Origin of the sequence: Bradyrhizobium sp. (genome assembly GCF_016213215.1) — a bacterium.
GTDB lineage: Bacteria > Pseudomonadota > Alphaproteobacteria > Rhizobiales > Xanthobacteraceae > Bradyrhizobium.
Window position 1 is genome coordinate 51,838 of the sequence record NZ_JACRAW010000010.1, and the last position, 15,813, is coordinate 67,650.

Below are 15,813 nucleotides of genomic sequence, written 5' to 3' on the forward strand. Positions count from 1 at the left end.
ACTTCCTGCGATCTGCCGATTCTCTTACTCGTCACGGAGGCTGACGGGCACGCTGCTCATCAATGTCGCTGTGGCGACGCTGGCGAGGATGCGGTCGTTGTTGATCATGATCGGCGCCGAAAGCACGTCGCGAAGGTGGCGGCCGATCGTGAACTCGCCGTCGTTGCGATAGCCGGAAAGGCCGCAGGCGCGCATCGCGCTCATCACGGTCTGCACCGCAAGTTCGGAGGCTTCGACCTTGAGCAGGTTGATCGAAGACTGGAAGTCCAGAGAGCTCAGCACCCGTTCGTCGTGCTCGTGACGGGCGAAGGCGTCCATGTTGGCGTTGATCACGGCGCGAAGCTTGGCGAGCGATCGTTTCGCGGCGGTGAAATGCGCGGCCGCCGGCGGCATCTGCCCGCCGGAAGAGCGCGCCGCCTTGCGAATGAAGCGATGCGCGCGCTCGACCGCGGCGGCGGCTGCGCCGGCCCATGCCGAGGACCAGGTCAGATGCGCAAACGGCATCATCGTCTGGACGTGTATCTTCTCGTAGGATTCCGGGAACACGCGGTCGGCGGGGCAATCCACCTTCAGCTCGAAACCGCTCGAGCAGGTGCCGCGCATGCCGAGCGTTTCCCACCCCTGCGTGCGCCTGAGCGAATAGTCTTGCCTGGCGAGCGCCAGCAGCACCTGGTCGGAGGAGACGGCGTCGTCTGCCCTGCGCGCGGTGGTCACGAGGCCGTCGGCCTCGGCGCCGTAGGAGATGACAGTGGCGTCGCGCAGCAGCGAGATCCTGTCCGTGCTGTGACCGACCGCCGCGGCGCTGGAGCGGATGTTGCCGCCGTTGTGTCCCTCGGTGGTCGAGGACGCGAGCAGCCACTGGTCGTTTGCGACGTGGCGCATCATCGTTTCCAGCCATGGCGTGCCGCGGCCGTGGCGGACGATGCAGGCGACCTTGGTCTGGTGCATCGCATAGATCATCGCCGTCGAGGTGCAGGCCCGTCCGAGCGCATAGCAGACGTCGGTGACATCGTAGATCGAGGCACTGTGGCCGCCGAAATCGACCGGAATCATGATCCCCAGCAGCTTCTGCTCGCGCGCGACGTCGAAGGCAGCTTTGGGAAAGCGGGCCTCGCGATCCACCGCCTCGGCGTCGGCGGCGGCCGTCGCAGCCACCTTGGAGGTTCGTTCCGGCAACGACGGACCTTGGCTAAAGATGACTTGCTGGGCTTCGTCGACAGCGCGGGCGGCTGCTTCGCGGACGTTCATCGCTATTGGCCTCCGGAATCGTCGTTCGAGATCGACGGCAGGAAGGCCCATTCGATCATCCGACATGTCTACTTGGATCGGAGGCTTACGGATTTAATTCAAATTCGTCGATCCAATTGAGGGTAAACAGGTGCGAATTCGACGCGAACGGTTAAATCCTCGTTGTTCGGCACCCGAAATGTCCGACGATCCCGTTAGCACTTCGAAAAGAGCTGAGGATTTTAATCAACGTGAGCCGTCCTTTACCAAGAATCGCAAAGCTTCGGTTAGCGCGTTGCGCGAGTCGTCCCGACTTGCGATTTTGCGCGAGCGCCCATCGACCAGACGCAGACAGGAAGATTTCAGATGCATGCCTTCGATCTCGACGTTCAGAACCGCGTTGTGAAGCTGGTGAAGGGCATTCTCGCGCAGAACTCGCTTGCCGCGGAAGTGCAGCCCATGGCGAGGCTCGTCGACATCGGATTGACGTCGACGGACATGGTCAACCTGATGCTCGCCGTCGAGGCCGAATTCGACTTCACCATCCCGCACTCGGAAATCACGCCGGAGAACTTCCGGTCCGTGGAGACCTTGCGCCGGATGGTTGTCGGCCAGCTTCAGCCTGTAGTGGCGGCCTGAGTACCCAGGTCCATCCGGTCGAGCCGGTTCCAAAATCGCCGCAAAACTGGCATAGCTCGTCCACGGGTTCGCGCGCTGCGAACGGGGTGGAACAGGCATGACACAAGCGGTACTAGGTATTATCGGCGGCTCCGGCATCTATGATTTGCCGGGTCTTCAGGATGCGCGCGAAGAGGTGATCCAGAGCCCGTGGGGGGTGCCGTCGGCGCCGCTGCGCCGGGGGACCATCGCCGGCCTGCCGGTCTTGTTCCTGCCGCGGCACGACAAGGGCCATCGCCTGTCGCCATCCGACATCAATTACCGCGCCAATATCGACGTCCTGAAACGTGCAGGCGTTACCGACCTGGTCTCGCTGTCGGCCTGCGGCTCGTTCAAGGAAGAGCTGCCGCCCGGCACCTTCGTTCTCGTCGACCAGTTCATCGATCGTACGCACAACCGCGAAAGTTCGTTCTTCGGCAAGGGCTGTGTCGCCCATGTCTCCATGGCGCATCCGGTCTCGCCGCGGCTGCGCATCCACCTGGCAGCGGCCGGCGAAGCCGAGGGCATTGCGATGGCGCGCGGCGGCACCTACGTCTGCATCGAGGGGCCGCAATTCTCGACCTATGCCGAGAGCATGACTTACAAGAATCTCGGGTATTCGGTGATCGGCATGACCAACATGCCGGAGGCCAAGCTCGCGCGGGAAGCAGAGATTTGCTACGCCACCGTTGCGATGGTGACCGATTTCGACTGCTGGCACCCCGACCATGACGCCGTCACCGTGCAGGACATCATCCGCGTCCTGAACTCGAACGCCGGCAAGGCCAAAGCGCTGGTGGGGCGCCTTGCCAGGGATCTTCCGCGCGAGCACGAGCCGTGTCCGATCGGTTCGGACCGCGCGCTCGACGCCGCGCTAATCACCGACCCTGAGGCGCGCGATCCGGAGCTCCTTGTAAAATTGGACGCGGTGGCCGGGCGCGTGCTGGGCGGCTGACGCGAGAGGCGAACACGATGAAGGTCGACGACCGGCATTATCGCAGCATCTGGCTCGATGCGGACGGCTGGTCGGTCGCCGCCATCGACCAGCGCAAGCTGCCTCACGAGTTCGTCGTCGCGCAGCTGACCACGTGCGAGGAGGCGGCGGATGCCATCCGCACCATGCTTGTTCGCGGCGCACCGCTGATCGGCGCGACCGCGGCATTCGGCATTGCTCTGGCGATGCGTCAGGACAGTTCCGACGACGGGCTCGATCGCGCGTATCAGACGCTGGTCGTGGCGCGGCCGACGGCGATCAATCTGGAATGGGCGCTGGAGAAGATGCGCGCGACGCTCGGGCCGCTCGATCCGGCGGAGCGGGTCGATGCCGCCTATGCCCGCGCCGACGAGATTCTGGAACAGGACGTAGCGATCAACCAGGGCATCGCGCGTCATGGCCTGCCGCTGATCGAGGCGATCGCCGCGCGAAAGGAGCCGGGCGAGCCGGTCAATGTGCTGACCCATTGCAACGCCGGCTGGCTCGCAACGGTGGACTGGGGCACGGCGACGGCGCCGATCTATCTCGCGCATGAACAAGGCGTTGCCGTCCACGTCTGGGTCGACGAGACAAGGCCGCGCAACCAGGGTGCTGCGCTGACGGCCTGGGAACTCGGCCATCACGGGGTGCCGCACACCGTGATCCCCGACAACACCGGCGGACATTTGATGCAGCACGGCATGGTCGATCTTGTGATCGTCGGCACCGACCGCGTCGCCGGCAACGGCGACGTCTGCAACAAGATCGGTACCTACCTCAAAGCGCTGGCGGCGCGGGACAACAACGTGCCGTTCTACGTGGCGCTGCCGTCGCCCACCATCGACTTCAGCGTGAGTGACGGCATCCGGCAGATCCCGATCGAGCAGCGCGGCGCCATTGAGGTGACCGACATGACCGGCCGAACCGCCGACGGCCGCGTCGAGACGGTGCGCATCGTGCCCGAGGGCTCGCCGGTTGCGAACTATGGCTTCGACGTGACGCCGGCGCGGCTGGTTACCGGACTGATCACGGAGCGCGGCGTGCTAAAACCCAATCGCGCAGCACTCGCCGCCGCCTTTCCGGAACGCGCGGGCGCCGTGAAATAGGATTGAAATATTGTCATTGAGAAAATATTGTCATTGAGAAAGCGAGCGAACATCTATCACCGTCATCCTGAGGAGCCGCGCTTGCGCGGCGTCTCGAAGGACGACGGCCCGGCTGTTTCCTCGGCCGTTCATCCTTCGAGGCTCGCTGCGCGAGCACCTCAGGATGACGGAACTGGCAGCGCGTCATTGCAAGCGAAACTCGCAACGACGATTGGGTACCCGTCAACTCAGCTTCAATCCCGTCGCGGCTTCAAGCTCGGCGATCGCCTGCGGGGCATTGACTACCTTGATCGTGGTCATGCCCATGTCGCGCGCCGGCTTCAGGTTGACGCCGAGGTCGTCGAGATAGACGCAGGCGCCCGGATCGACCTTCAGCGTCTCGACCATCATCCGGTAGATGCGCGGGTCGGGCTTGCGCAGGCCGATCTTGGCGGATTCGATCACGTGGTCGAACAGCGCCATCACCTCGGCGATGTAGAACGAGCGGCCGCCAGCGCTGCCGACCGCGTTGGCGGGCAGGTTGTTGGTGATGCAGCCGGTCTTGAACTTGCCCGCGATGCGCGTCAGCGCCCCGACCATCTCGGGACGGAGGTCGCCGTGCAGCAGCGGCAGCACTTCCCTGCCGCGGACTGCGGCGCCCAGTGCGAGGGATTCGGCAGCGAACAATTCATCGAACGTGTCGATGTCGACCTCGGCGCGCTCGAACTTCGCCCAGGCATTTTCCAGGTGGTTGGCCGCATTGGTACGCCGGATGATGTCGGCGGGCAGGCCGCGCTCCTTCTCGAAGCGGGCAAACGCCTCGAATGGCGAAGTCGTCAGCACGCCGCCAAAATCCCAGATAACCGCCTCGATCGCCAATGGCCCATCCTCGCTGGTGTTGTTGTTGTGCCAGGACGGCTACCATGCGAAATCGGCAAGGGCCAGTCCGAACGACCGCCTGGCCGAAGCCATTCCGAGAGCTATTGCGTGCGCCGATGAAGACGCTGTCGATCCTCTTTGCCGCTGCCGCGCTGCTGCCAGCGGCGCCGGCCCACGCCATCGTCGGCGGCGGAGCGCCCCAGGCCGAAGGCGTCGCCCGCTCGGTGGTCACCATCGTCGGCTCGCGAGGGAACTTCTGCACGGGTACCCTCATTGCCCCGAAAGTGGTGCTGACGGTTGCGCATTGCGTGCAGCCGGGAGCGGACTACAAGATCGTCGACTACGGCGTTGACCAGAAGCCGCAATTGCAGAATGTCAGGGCGGTCGCGATCCACCCCGGCTTCAACATGCAGGCGATGCAGGCGCACCGCGCCACAGCCGATGTGGCGCTGCTGCAACTGGAAATTCCACTCAAGGGAAAATCACCGTCGCGGCTCGGCATGCCGCAAATTCCGATCGCTGTCGGCGGCCGTTTCACCATCGCCGGCATCGGCGTGACCGTGCGGGGCGACGGCAAGAGCGGCGGGATTACGCGCGTCGCCGGGCTTATCGCGACCGGCAAGCCCGGCACCTTGCAAATTCGCCTGGTCGATCCGGTAACCGGCGGTACGCGCGACGGAATCGGCGCCTGTACCGGCGACTCCGGCGGCCCTGTTTTCGAGGACCAGCCGGGCGGTCCGGTTATCGTTGGAGTCATCAGCTGGTCCACCGGGCCGAACGGCAGCAACGGTTGCGGCGGCCTGACCGGCGTCACGCCGCTGACGCTCTATCGCGACTGGATCCTGCAAACCGCGCGGCCTTGGGGCGCCGCGCTGTGATTTTGAAGTGAATTGATATATGTCATTTTGTGGCGCTTACGTTCCGGGTGAGCATCACGCCGTTGCGGAGGAAACCGGTTCGTCCGTTCAAGGACGACCACAACAGCAAAGAAACAACAATGAATGTCGCCGTTCGTACTGCGCCTACTGCCCAACAAGGTTCAGAACATTTTGACGTCCTGATCGTCGGCGCCGGCATTTCCGGCATTGGCAGCGCCTATCACTTGACGACCCAGCTTCCCGGAACGAGCTTTGTCATTCTTGAGACGCAGGAAAGCTTCGGCGGCACCTGGCTCACCCATCGTTATCCCGGCATCCGCTCCGACAGCGATCTCTACACCTTCGGCTATCGCTTCAAGCCTTGGGTCGGTCCGCCGATCGCCACCGCCGAAGAGATCCTCTCCTACATGAAGGAGGTGATCGACGAGAACGACATCGAGGAGCACATCCGCTACAGGCACAAGATCAGCTCGGCGAGCTGGTCGAGCGAGACCAACCTCTGGACCGTCGAGGCGGTCAGGACCGACACCGGCGAGAAGAAGACCTTCACCGCGAACTTCCTCTGGATGTGCCAGGGCTATTATCGCCATTCCGAAGGCTACATGCCGGAATGGAAGAACATGGACAAGTTCAAGGGACGCATCGTCCATCCGCAGACCTGGCCGGATGACCTCGATCTGACCAACAAGAAGGTGATCGTAATCGGCTCGGGCGCGACGGCCGCGACGCTCATTCCCGCGATCGCCGGCGAGTGCGCCCGCGTCACCATGGTGCAGCGCTCGCCGACCTATTTCCGGCTCGGCCGCAACGCGATCGACATCGCCGATACGCTGCGGCAGCTTCAGGTGAACGAGGAATGGATTCACGAGATCGTCCGCCGCAAGATCCTGTTCGAGCAGGACGCCTTCACCAAGCGCTGCATTGCCGAACCCGAGAAGGTGAAAAAGGAGCTGATCAGCCAGATTACGGCGGTGGTGGGGCCCGACTACGATGTGGCGACGCACTTCACGCCGAAATACCGGCCGTGGCGGCAGCGCATCGCCTTTGTGCCAGACGCCGATCTTTTCGAAGGTGTCAAGAGCGGCAAGGCGACAGTCGTGACCGACGAGATCGAATGCTTCACCGAGAAGGGCCTCCAGCTGAAATCAGGCAAGACGCTGGAAGCGGACGTCATCGTCACGGCGACCGGCTTCAACCTCTGTGCGCTCGGCGACATCGGCTTTGTCATCGACGGCAAGCCGCTCGATTTCGCCGACACGGTCACCTACCGCGGCATGATGTTCACGGGCATCCCGAACATGGTTTGGGTGTTCGGCTATTTCCGCGCCAGCTGGACGCTGCGCGTCGATCTCGTCGGCGATTTCGTGTGCCGGCTGCTCGCGCACATGAAGGAGAAGGGCGCCAGGCGGGTCGAGGTGAAGCTGCGGCCGGAAGATCATAACATGCCGCTGCTGCCCTGGCTCGATCCGGAGAATTTCAACCCCGGCTACATGATGAGAAGCCAGCACATGTGGCCCAGGCGCGGCAACAAGCCGGAATGGCAGCACAGCCAGGACTACTGGGCCGAGAAGGACGAGATTCCCGCGATCAACATCGACGACGCAGCGTTCGTCTATCGTTGAGACCGCGGTGTGACGCCAACTTACCTCGCCGGCCGCTCGTCTCGAATCTTCAGGGGGAGGTGGCGATCACCGCCGTTGTTGCGGCGGCTTGCGCGGCGGGCGCGGGGCATGGTTTGCGCCCTGCGGATCGAGCTTGAAGCTCAATTTGTTGGCGGCATCGCTGATGTCGAGAAGGGTGCGGCGGCCTTCCTCCATGAAGGACGCCGACTTCTTCTTGAAGCTGTCGGCAAGCTCGTGCATCGACTTCACCTTCTCGAACAGCTCGACGGCCTTGCCGTCGGCAAACCCCGGCATCACGCTCTCGATCCTGGTGATCGCGCTACCGAAGCTCGTAAAGGCGCTTTCCGCCCTGTCCATCACGGCATCGATCGCCTCGCCCCTGCTCTTCAGCGAGGCCGTGTAGGTTTCGAACGAAAGCAGCCCGTCGTGGATCATTCCCTCGTTCTTGGCGATGGCGCGGTCGACATCATGCAGGCTGTCGACGATCGATTCCGACTCGCTTAAGTCTGCGGTCAGGATCGGAGTCCCGTCCGCATCCAGCGGTACCGGCGGCGCCGAAGGCGCGCCGCCCACGAGCGAGATCGCGGCAATACCAGTCAGGCCCTGAAATTCTATTCCAACCACCGTGTCCTTGCGTATCGGGGCGCTGTTGTCGAGCATCGCCATGACCACGATCTTGCGTGGATTTTCCAGCTTGATCGAGGTGATCTGGCCGACCGGCACGCCGTCGAAATTGACATTGCCGCCCTTGCGCAGGCCGGAGGCCGAGCCGTCGATGATGATGCGGATGGGGCCGCGCTGCTGGACCGAGCGGAGCTTCTGCACCGTAAGCAAACCGACGAACGCCACGCCGATGACCGCCAGCGCCATGGTGCCGATCATCACGTTGCTTTTTCGTATTCGTATCGCCATTCCGCTATCCAGCCGCGCTCGACCGCCCGGCAGCGGGGCGAGAGTCGCCGGCGGATTTTACGGGCAAAGTGACGCGAGTGGAAGACGATCAATGCTCCGCCGCGCGCTTCGCCGCGGCATTGTTAAGAACGATGAGCGCGTCCACGGCGACACCGGTCCTGGCGTTGATCAGGAACGGGTTGATGTCGATCGAGGCGATCCGGTGGCCGGCATCCGAGATAAGGTTCGACAGGCCGACCAGCGCCTTCACGGCGGAGGCTTCGTGGAGCGGCGGTTTGCCGCGATAGCCGCGGATCTTGATACCGGCCTTGGTGCGGCCGACCAATTGCGCGGCTTCGGCCGCATCGACGGGAGCGCCGGCCAGCGCCACGTCCTTCAACAGCTCGATATCGATGCCGCCGGTGCCGAACAGCACCACCGGTCCCATCTCGGCATCGAGCGAGGCGCCGACCACGAGCTCGAGGTCGGCCTTGACCTGCTGGGCGATCAGGATGCCGTCGAGCCTGGGCTTGTTCTTCAGTCTTTTCACCCGCGCGGTGATGTCGTTGAACGCCTTCTTGACCTCGGCTGCACTATTGAGGTTGAGCACGACGCCGCCGATGTCTGATTTGTGCAGGATGTCGGCGGAGACGACCTTGGCGACCACGGGAAAGCCGATCTGTTTGGCGATTCTGGCGGCTTCAGCCGCAGTTGTGGCAATCGCTTCCTTCGAGATCGGGATACCATAGGCCTTCAGGAGCTTCTTGGAGGCCACCTCGTCCAGGGCGGCGCCGCTCGCGCTGCGAAGCGTCTTCTCCAGCACCGCGCGCGCCGAGGGCTTGGAGCTCGAGACGATGTCCGGCACCTCCTTGCGGAGCCTCGCATAATCGATCAGCGATTTGATGGCGCCGACGGCTCGGTCCATGCCCTGCATCACGGCGATGTTCGGCAGCGATTTGCGCAGACCCTTGGTGAATTCGGTAAAGCCGATCGACATTGCGCTGATGTAGATCACCGGCTTTGACGCCTGGCCCGCCATTTCGTTGACAATGCGCAGGTTGCGTTCGCGCAACTCATGCGGTGCCTTGGGCAGCTCGGCGTCGATGATGACGACGTCGGTGTCGAGATCGTCGATCATGAGCTTGATCGAGTTCATGTAGACGGAAGGATCGACGACCGCGGCAAAGCCGGCATCAAGCGGATTGCCGACGATCGAGCCCGGCCCCAGCATCTTGGCGAGCTCGCCACTTAAGTGCTTGCTCAAAGGCGCAAAGTTCAACCCGGCCGAATGGAAGGCGTCGATCAGGAGCCCGCGCTTGCCGCCGGACAGCGTCACCGCGGCCAGCCGGTCGCCCATCGGCGGTGCGGCGTGCACGAAACACTCGGTGGTCTCGATCAACTCGTCGAGCCCGCGGGCGCGGATCACGCCCTCGCGTGTCGAAATCGCGTCGAATGTCTCGATCGAGCCGGCGAGCGCGCCGGTGTGCGCCATGGCGGCGGCCCGGCCGCCTTCGGAGGCGCCGAGCTTGAGCGCGATGATCGGCTTGGAAGCGGCCCGCGCGGCCTTGCAGGCGTTACGGAACGCCCTGGTGTCGCGTACGCCTTCGAGATAGACGACGATGACGCGGATCGACGGATCGGCGACGAAATACTCCATGAAGTCCGTGGTCTCGAGACCCGCTTCGTTGCCGCTCGTGACCATGTAACCGACTCCGACGCCACGATCCTCCAGCGCCTGACGGATCGCCATGACGATGGCGCCGGACTGGCCGGCGATCGCGACGGGCCCTTGCTCCATGGTGACGATACGGTCGTCGATGTTGGTGAAGAGGTTTTCGCCGGCGCTCAGATTGCCGAGGCAGTTCGGGCCGGTGACCGCAAGCCCGGTCTCGCGAATGGCTTCACGCAGCTCGACGGCGAGCCGCTGGCTCTCCTCATCCTGCAATTCGGAAAAGCCCGAGGTGACGATGGTCGCCGAGCGCGCGCCGGCCGCGGCGGCATCGCGAATGACCTGGACCGCGAAACGCGCCGGTACCAGCACCAGCACGTGATCGGGCCTTTCGGGAAGGCTCGCGAAATCCTTGTAGCAGGTGACGCCCCAGATCGTTTGGCGCTTGGCGTTAATGGGAAAAAGGCCGCCTCCGAACTTGTACTTGACGAGGTTGTTCCAGATGCGTTCGGCGTAATTGCCCGGCTTGTCGGTCGCGCCGACCAGAACGATGTTGCGCGGATGCAGCATCGCATGGATGCCCTTGACGATGTCACTCGCCTCTGGCGCAGGCGACCATTTCGGGGACGAGACAGAGGCAGTGGTCACCCGAGCTTCCATTGGCATTTCCCTTTGTGGTCTTATTGGCCTGCGCCTCCCATTATGAGCAGTCTGCTAGGACAGGCAACTCACCGCAGGCGAGAAGGGACTCAGCTATCGTCTTTCGCATACGGGTAAAACGCCTGTGATTTTCCGCCAGACGGGAGCGCAGTTCACGAAGAGACGACAAAGCGGCTGTCAGGCCGGGCGTGGTTGCGATGGCGAACCGATGCCGGCCAGCAGCACGGCGAGAATGCCGGTGAGGAAGATTCCGTCGAACGTTCCTGCGCCCCCGATCGAGGCGACGGGGGCGCCCAGGCTGCCGATCTTGTCGAGGTTGAGAAGGTCCGCGCCGATCAACGTCCCCAGCGATCCGCCGATGTACGCAAGCGGCGCCGCATATTCGCGCGACAGCAGCAAGGCGATGATCGCGGTGATGAACACGGGGGCGAATACCGGAACGGCGATGCCCATGCCTTGCACCGGCGTCGCCATCATGTGGATTGCAATGGCAATGATCACGATGGCGATCGCAGCCTTGAGCCACAATTGATATCGCAGCACCAGGTAGATGGACATCATCGTCGGGATCAGGGCGCCGCCGATATTGATCGCAAGCACGGTTCCGGGCCACTCATGCACCAGCGGCACCACATATTGCATGCCGAAGAAGTTGATTATCTCTCCCGAGTGCACCGTATTTGCGGAGAGGACCGTGATCGGGATATTGAAATAGCTTCCGATCAGCGAACCGAACAGCAGGGTCATCGCCGCGCTCGGGCTGATGCCCAGCCGCATGTAGGCATAGCGCAGGATGCGGAGCTGGATCAGGATGATCAGCGCGGCAAACAGGAGCACCAGGATCGCGAACGGTCCCGGCGTGATCGGCAGGTAGTGAACCTGGGAATTCATGGTAGGTATGGCTCGCCCGGTTTGGCTTTGCCCTCTCCCGAACCATCTCACGCCATGGCCGGGATTACAAATCCGACAGCGAGCGAGCTCAGGACTCCGGGTCGATCAGGGTCGCGTGCAGGAGATAGCGGTCGGGACCGGACGTAACCGCGTCGAGCGGCCAGCACGTCGACAGCACCAGCTCATGGCCGGGCGCCAGGGGATCTATCCCCGATGCATCGAAGCGCGTCACGGAAGACCAGTCCGCGCGGTAGCGGAATAGCTTGCCGTCGCTTCGCGTGACGTCGATCTCGTCGCCGATCTTAACATCGCGCAGAAAACGGAAATGAGTGTCGCGGTGCGCCGAGTAGACGGCAACACCGCGCTCGCCGGCGTCCGCCGTCAGCTCCACATGGCCCGGACCGAAGGCAAGCGCCTGACCGCTTGACCCCGCGAGCACGATCGCGCCGGCATTCAGCCGCTTCACTTCGATCCGCGCCACCGGCCAGGTGTCCGCCCATGGCCACGGCTTGACGATTTGGCCGGTGGCGATGCTCTCGGCGAAGGCGCGCTTGAGCAGGATCTGCGCGAGCAGTGCCTTGGCGTGGATGTAGGCGCCCTGTCCGAACAGCAGCAGGCCGAGGACGGCGAGAGCAACCGGCAGGATGGAGCGGCGCATATGGCGGGTCCTGGCTCATTGCGAGGAGTGGAACGACGAAGCAAATCCAGACTGTTTCCACAGGACCATCACTGGATGCTTCGCTTCGCTCGCAATGACGGCTTGGCAAGAGTTGCGCGCGCGGCCGTGGGGGACGGGCGGCCGCGCGCGCTGAACAAGAGGAGGTGGGGCGTCTCCTCTTTCATCCGGCTCGGCGCACGGGCGCTCGCCGCCGGTTGAACACGAAGAAGAACAGGCTGAGCATCAGGAGGATCGAGCCTGCGATCATCCTCAATTCGGCGTCAGTCGCAGTCTTCGGCAGCCGGATCGTGCCGGGCTTTTGCGTTGCCGGGACCACAACACGCTTGGCGGTGAGCTGACCACGCGTATCGCTCGCGTCGGCGCGCCGCTCCTTAGGCTGGGAAGGCACCTGCAGCGGCCGCTCGCCGAACACCTTCTCGAAATCCCAGCCCGCCGGCAGGTTGAGCGGCAGTTGGCTGAGCTTGAGCGGCTCGCCGGCGGGACGACTCGGCGTCTTGTCGACGGCGACCAGGCTGGTGAGGCGCGTGACCAGCTGATGCCCGAGCGCCAGCGCCAGAATAGTCTTGTCGGCTTCGTCCGGAGAGACTTGGCGAATTGTGCGGGCGATTTCCGCATCGTCGATCTTCCGGCGGGCCCACAGCTTGGAAAGCCCCTTGCCTTCGGCGGCATTCTGCAGTGGCAGCTTGACCGACCACGGCTGGTCGCCGACGCGGCCCTTGATCTCGAGCGAGCCGGACAGCTTGTCGATTCTCGCCGCCAGCACCAGCGGCTCGTCGCGATAGATGTCCGGGATCATGGTCGGCGTGACGTCGGCAGCAGTGTCGGAGAACTTTGCGGAGATACCTGTGACGGCCGGATTCTCCAGCTTGGCGAACAGGCTGCGCATGTGCTCCTCGACCTGATCGACTGAGCCGATATGCGTGAAGGCACCGCGGCCGAGCTCGGCGGCGCGCGTCATCAGATAAGTGTTGGGCGCCGAACCGATGCCGACCATGAAGATGCGCGAGCGGCCGCGCATCGCCGCGATGGTATCGAACAGCTGCTGCTCGTTGCCGATGGCGCCATCAGTCAGGAACACCACCTGGCGCACGGTATCCGGCTCGTTCAGGGTGTCCGTCAGCGCGGCGCGCATTGCGGGCACCATTTCCGTGCCCCCATTGGCCTGCAGCGCGCCGACGAAGGCGTTGGCCGTGGCGAGGTTGCGCGCGTCGGCCGGGACCGAGCTTGGAAACAGCACGTCCATGCTGTGATCGAACCGGATGACGTTGAAGCGATCGGCCGGTTGCAGGCGGGAGAGGCCGTAGAGCAGGCTCGCCTTGGCCTGCACGATCGAGGTGCCGCCCATCGAGCCGGAATTGTCGATCACGAACACCACCTCGCGGGGAAGTGGCTTCTGTTCGGTCCGCTCGGCCGCCGGTGGAGTGACGAAGGCGAGGAGGTAGTCGGCGTCGCCGACATGCTCGCGAAACAGTCCGACAGAGGGCGCCTTCTCAGCGGCTGGCTTCCAGGTCAGCTCGAAATCGCGGTCGGCGGGCACCGTGCCGTCTGCCAGGGTGATGGTGCGCGATGCATGGTCGGGACTGTCGACCTTGACGGCATGGTGATGGCTTTTCACCTCGCCAAGCGGAAAGCCGGCCTGGAGGCGAACCGTGATGCTGGTCGGATTGACCGGCGCATGCTTTGCAGGGTCCAGCACCGGCGCCGTGATGCGGTCTCGATCGGGCACCGGATCGGTCCTTGAGGAGCCCCAACCCGAACCGTCGGCCCGGAGGTCGACGCTCTGAACGATGGGCGCAGGATTGTAGCGCGGCCCGACCACCATCGGCACGCGCAGGGAATATTCGTTGCCGGATTGGCGGACCGGCTCCTGGTACTCGATCTGCACCAGCACTGTTTCGCCGGGGCCGATGTTGGCGACCGAATTGGTGAACATGTTCGGCCGCTCCTGTTCGGTCAGCGCCGCCTTCTGGCCGCGCTCGCGCGCCTGCTCATAGATGACGCGCGCCTGCTGCCGCTCCTTGATATCGCCGACGATGACGCGGTCGCCGACCACCATCTTCAACGAATCGACCGCGCCCTGCGTCGCCATCGGATAGAGATAGGTCGCCTCTACCCAGTGCTGGGTCGTATTGCGAAAGACTTGCGTGACGCGGGCGCGGAGCGTCGGGCCGGAGACGGTGATGTCGACGTCGATGCCGAGCCGGATCGCCTCCTGGGTGTTGCCGTCATCGTCCTTCAGGAGCAGGGTGCCGGAGCGAGCCTCCCCCGGCTGCAGCAGGTTGGCCTGCCGGCTCGTCGCCGACCACGCCGGGTCGAAGCTCACGAATAATGCCGCAAATCCGACCAGGATGACGGCAACGCCCTGCACCAGGAGAAATAATCCGAGTCGAATCAACCTTGTCAGGCTGGGATGCTCATCGACGTCGATCACGCCATATTCGTTCATTTCGCTTGCTCCCGAGGGCTTTTTGGTCGCCTTCAGCTTGCGCGGACAGGCGCTGTCGGCGCGAGCATAATGATCGGCAATATTTTGCCGCCGCCCGTTCGGGTGCGCCGCCGTGGAGGCGGTCCAGTGCGGTTTTGTGCTGAACCGTGCGTCTGCTAGAAACGACCAAGGAGCAGGGCCAAGGATGCACACGCCGGACAAGCAGCTCTCGGACGAACAAAGCCGCGAAATCGGTGGGCGAATTCGCGAGGAGCTGGCGCGCCGCCGCATCTCGAGACAGGCGCTGGCCGAGCAGGCCAAGCTTAGTCTCTCCACGCTGGAGAAGGTGCTTGGCGGTCGGCGGCCGTTCACGCTTGCTACCATGGTGCGGCTCGAGCAGGCGCTCGGCGTTCCCTTGCGCAAGGCCAGCAGCTCGCCACCTCCGGCCGGTAGCGATGTCGCGCCCGACAGCCTCGGGTCCTATTCACATCGCGCGGTGACCTGGCTTGAAAATGTCTACATCACCTTGCGACCTTCTTTCGGAGACAAGGAGGCGATCTACGCGTATCGCACGGAGATCGTCTGGGATCCGGCGGTCTCATCGCTCGTCTTCCACGAAGGCGAAAGGACGGATGCGGCTTACGAGCACACCGGCGAGGTCGCCGTGCCCCATCAGTCGGGATTTATATATCTTGTCATCAACCGGCATGGGCAGCACCGGGTGATCACGGTCTCGCGGCCGACCGTTGACGGCGAGATGTACGGAATCATCAGCACGCTGCGCGCCGGGCCAGGCTCGCAACTGACGCCGACTGCCGCGCCCATCGCCTTCGTCCCTTTACAAAACATCGAAGAGGCGACGTTCGGGCGAGTAGCGTCCGACCACGCCAATTACGCGGTCTATCGCGAGCACCTGCGCCGCACGGTTGACGAGCCGTTTGCGCTGTTTCTGCCGGCGTGAGCCTGCCGAGCTCCCTCCCCCGCTTGCGGGGGAGGGCTGGGGTGGGGGTGCCGCAGCAAATGCAGTTTTCGAGTGGATAGATTTCCCCCGCCCGTTGCGCTCTTCGAGCGCAACGACCTCCCCCGCAAGCGGGAGAGGTGAAGCGAACTTGCGGCTCGACCGCTTTCGATCAGCCGCCCGTCTCGGCGCTGATGATATCGCCGAAAAGCTCCCACTTGCCGCCCTTGAACCGCATCATCTTGAGCTGTTCGATCGGGGCGAAGTCGGTGGGCGAAGTCGTGATGGTGATCCCGGGGATCAGCAAATCCGTCGGGAA

General features: G+C 63.7%; 13 protein-coding genes and 1 pseudogene. 6 read left to right on the top strand and 8 right to left on the bottom strand.

Going from position 1 to position 15,813, the window contains the following annotated elements; genetic code table 11:
- Positions 1-24: 24 nt before the first annotated feature.
- Positions 25-1,248 (bottom strand): acyl-CoA dehydrogenase family protein, encoded by a 1,224-nt coding sequence (locus HY852_RS03305; RefSeq protein WP_291602582.1) that lies wholly within the window; start codon positions 1,246-1,248, stop codon positions 25-27.
- Positions 1,249-1,593: 345 nt separating this feature from the next.
- Here HY852_RS03305 and HY852_RS03310 point away from each other — a divergent pair, with 345 nt between their 5' ends.
- The 3 genes from HY852_RS03310 (at position 1,594) to mtnA (ending at position 3,963) form a co-directional block, all read left to right on the top strand.
- On the top strand, positions 1,594-1,866 hold the full coding sequence (locus tag HY852_RS03310) for a phosphopantetheine-binding protein (RefSeq protein WP_291602584.1): 273 nt from the start codon (positions 1,594-1,596) through the stop codon (positions 1,864-1,866).
- Between the two features lie 97 nt (positions 1,867-1,963).
- Positions 1,964-2,839: an S-methyl-5'-thioadenosine phosphorylase gene (locus tag HY852_RS03315; RefSeq protein WP_291602586.1), complete on the top strand. Its 876-nt coding sequence runs from the start codon at positions 1,964-1,966 to the stop codon at positions 2,837-2,839.
- A 17-nt stretch (positions 2,840-2,856) separates the two neighbouring features.
- Entirely contained in the window at positions 2,857-3,963 is a 1,107-nt protein-coding gene (mtnA, locus tag HY852_RS03320) for an S-methyl-5-thioribose-1-phosphate isomerase (RefSeq protein ID WP_291602590.1), read from the top strand.
- A gap of 222 nt (positions 3,964-4,185) precedes the next feature.
- Here mtnA and HY852_RS03325 read toward each other — a convergent pair whose 3' ends face one another.
- On the bottom strand, positions 4,186-4,821 hold the full coding sequence (locus HY852_RS03325; protein WP_291602592.1) for an HAD-IA family hydrolase: 636 nt from the start codon (positions 4,819-4,821) through the stop codon (positions 4,186-4,188).
- Positions 4,822-4,937: 116 nt separating this feature from the next.
- On the opposite strand from HY852_RS03325, the gene HY852_RS03330 reads away from it, so the two are divergent.
- Positions 4,938-5,699: a trypsin-like serine protease gene (locus tag HY852_RS03330; RefSeq protein WP_291602593.1), complete on the top strand. Its 762-nt coding sequence runs from the start codon at positions 4,938-4,940 to the stop codon at positions 5,697-5,699.
- A gap of 119 nt (positions 5,700-5,818) precedes the next feature.
- Complete coding sequence (locus HY852_RS03335) at positions 5,819-7,321, top strand: NAD(P)/FAD-dependent oxidoreductase (RefSeq protein WP_291602595.1); 1,503 nt, start codon at positions 5,819-5,821, stop codon at positions 7,319-7,321.
- 66 nt (positions 7,322-7,387) lie between these two features.
- Here the strand turns inward: HY852_RS03335 and HY852_RS03340 are convergent, their stop codons facing one another.
- The 5 genes from HY852_RS03340 to HY852_RS03360 all read right to left on the bottom strand — a co-directional run bounded on the left by HY852_RS03340 (position 7,388) and on the right by HY852_RS03360 (position 14,557).
- Positions 7,388-8,233 carry an MlaD family protein gene (locus HY852_RS03340; protein ID WP_291602597.1) on the bottom strand — a complete coding sequence of 282 codons (846 nt, stop codon included), beginning with the start codon at positions 8,231-8,233 and terminating at the stop codon, positions 7,388-7,390.
- A gap of 88 nt (positions 8,234-8,321) precedes the next feature.
- Positions 8,322-10,541 (bottom strand): acetate--CoA ligase family protein, encoded by a 2,220-nt coding sequence (locus tag HY852_RS03345; RefSeq protein ID WP_291602600.1) that lies wholly within the window; start codon positions 10,539-10,541, stop codon positions 8,322-8,324.
- A gap of 177 nt (positions 10,542-10,718) precedes the next feature.
- Complete coding sequence (locus HY852_RS03350; protein ID WP_291602601.1) at positions 10,719-11,432, bottom strand: DUF1614 domain-containing protein; 714 nt, start codon at positions 11,430-11,432, stop codon at positions 10,719-10,721.
- A gap of 88 nt (positions 11,433-11,520) precedes the next feature.
- Positions 11,521-12,090 carry a class GN sortase gene (locus HY852_RS03355; protein WP_291602602.1) on the bottom strand — a complete coding sequence of 190 codons (570 nt, stop codon included), beginning with the start codon at positions 12,088-12,090 and terminating at the stop codon, positions 11,521-11,523.
- 181 nt (positions 12,091-12,271) lie between these two features.
- Positions 12,272-14,557 carry a marine proteobacterial sortase target protein gene (locus HY852_RS03360; RefSeq protein ID WP_291602603.1) on the bottom strand — a complete coding sequence of 762 codons (2,286 nt, stop codon included), beginning with the start codon at positions 14,555-14,557 and terminating at the stop codon, positions 12,272-12,274.
- 184 nt (positions 14,558-14,741) lie between these two features.
- Between HY852_RS03360 and HY852_RS03365 the strand changes: the two genes are divergently transcribed.
- Entirely contained in the window at positions 14,742-15,497 is a 756-nt protein-coding gene (locus HY852_RS03365; RefSeq protein WP_291602604.1) for a helix-turn-helix domain-containing protein, read from the top strand.
- A 169-nt stretch (positions 15,498-15,666) separates the two neighbouring features.
- Here the strand turns inward: HY852_RS03365 and HY852_RS03370 are convergent.
- Positions 15,667-15,813 (bottom strand): annotated as a pseudogene (locus tag HY852_RS03370) (branched-chain amino acid ABC transporter substrate-binding protein); the annotation flags it as partial.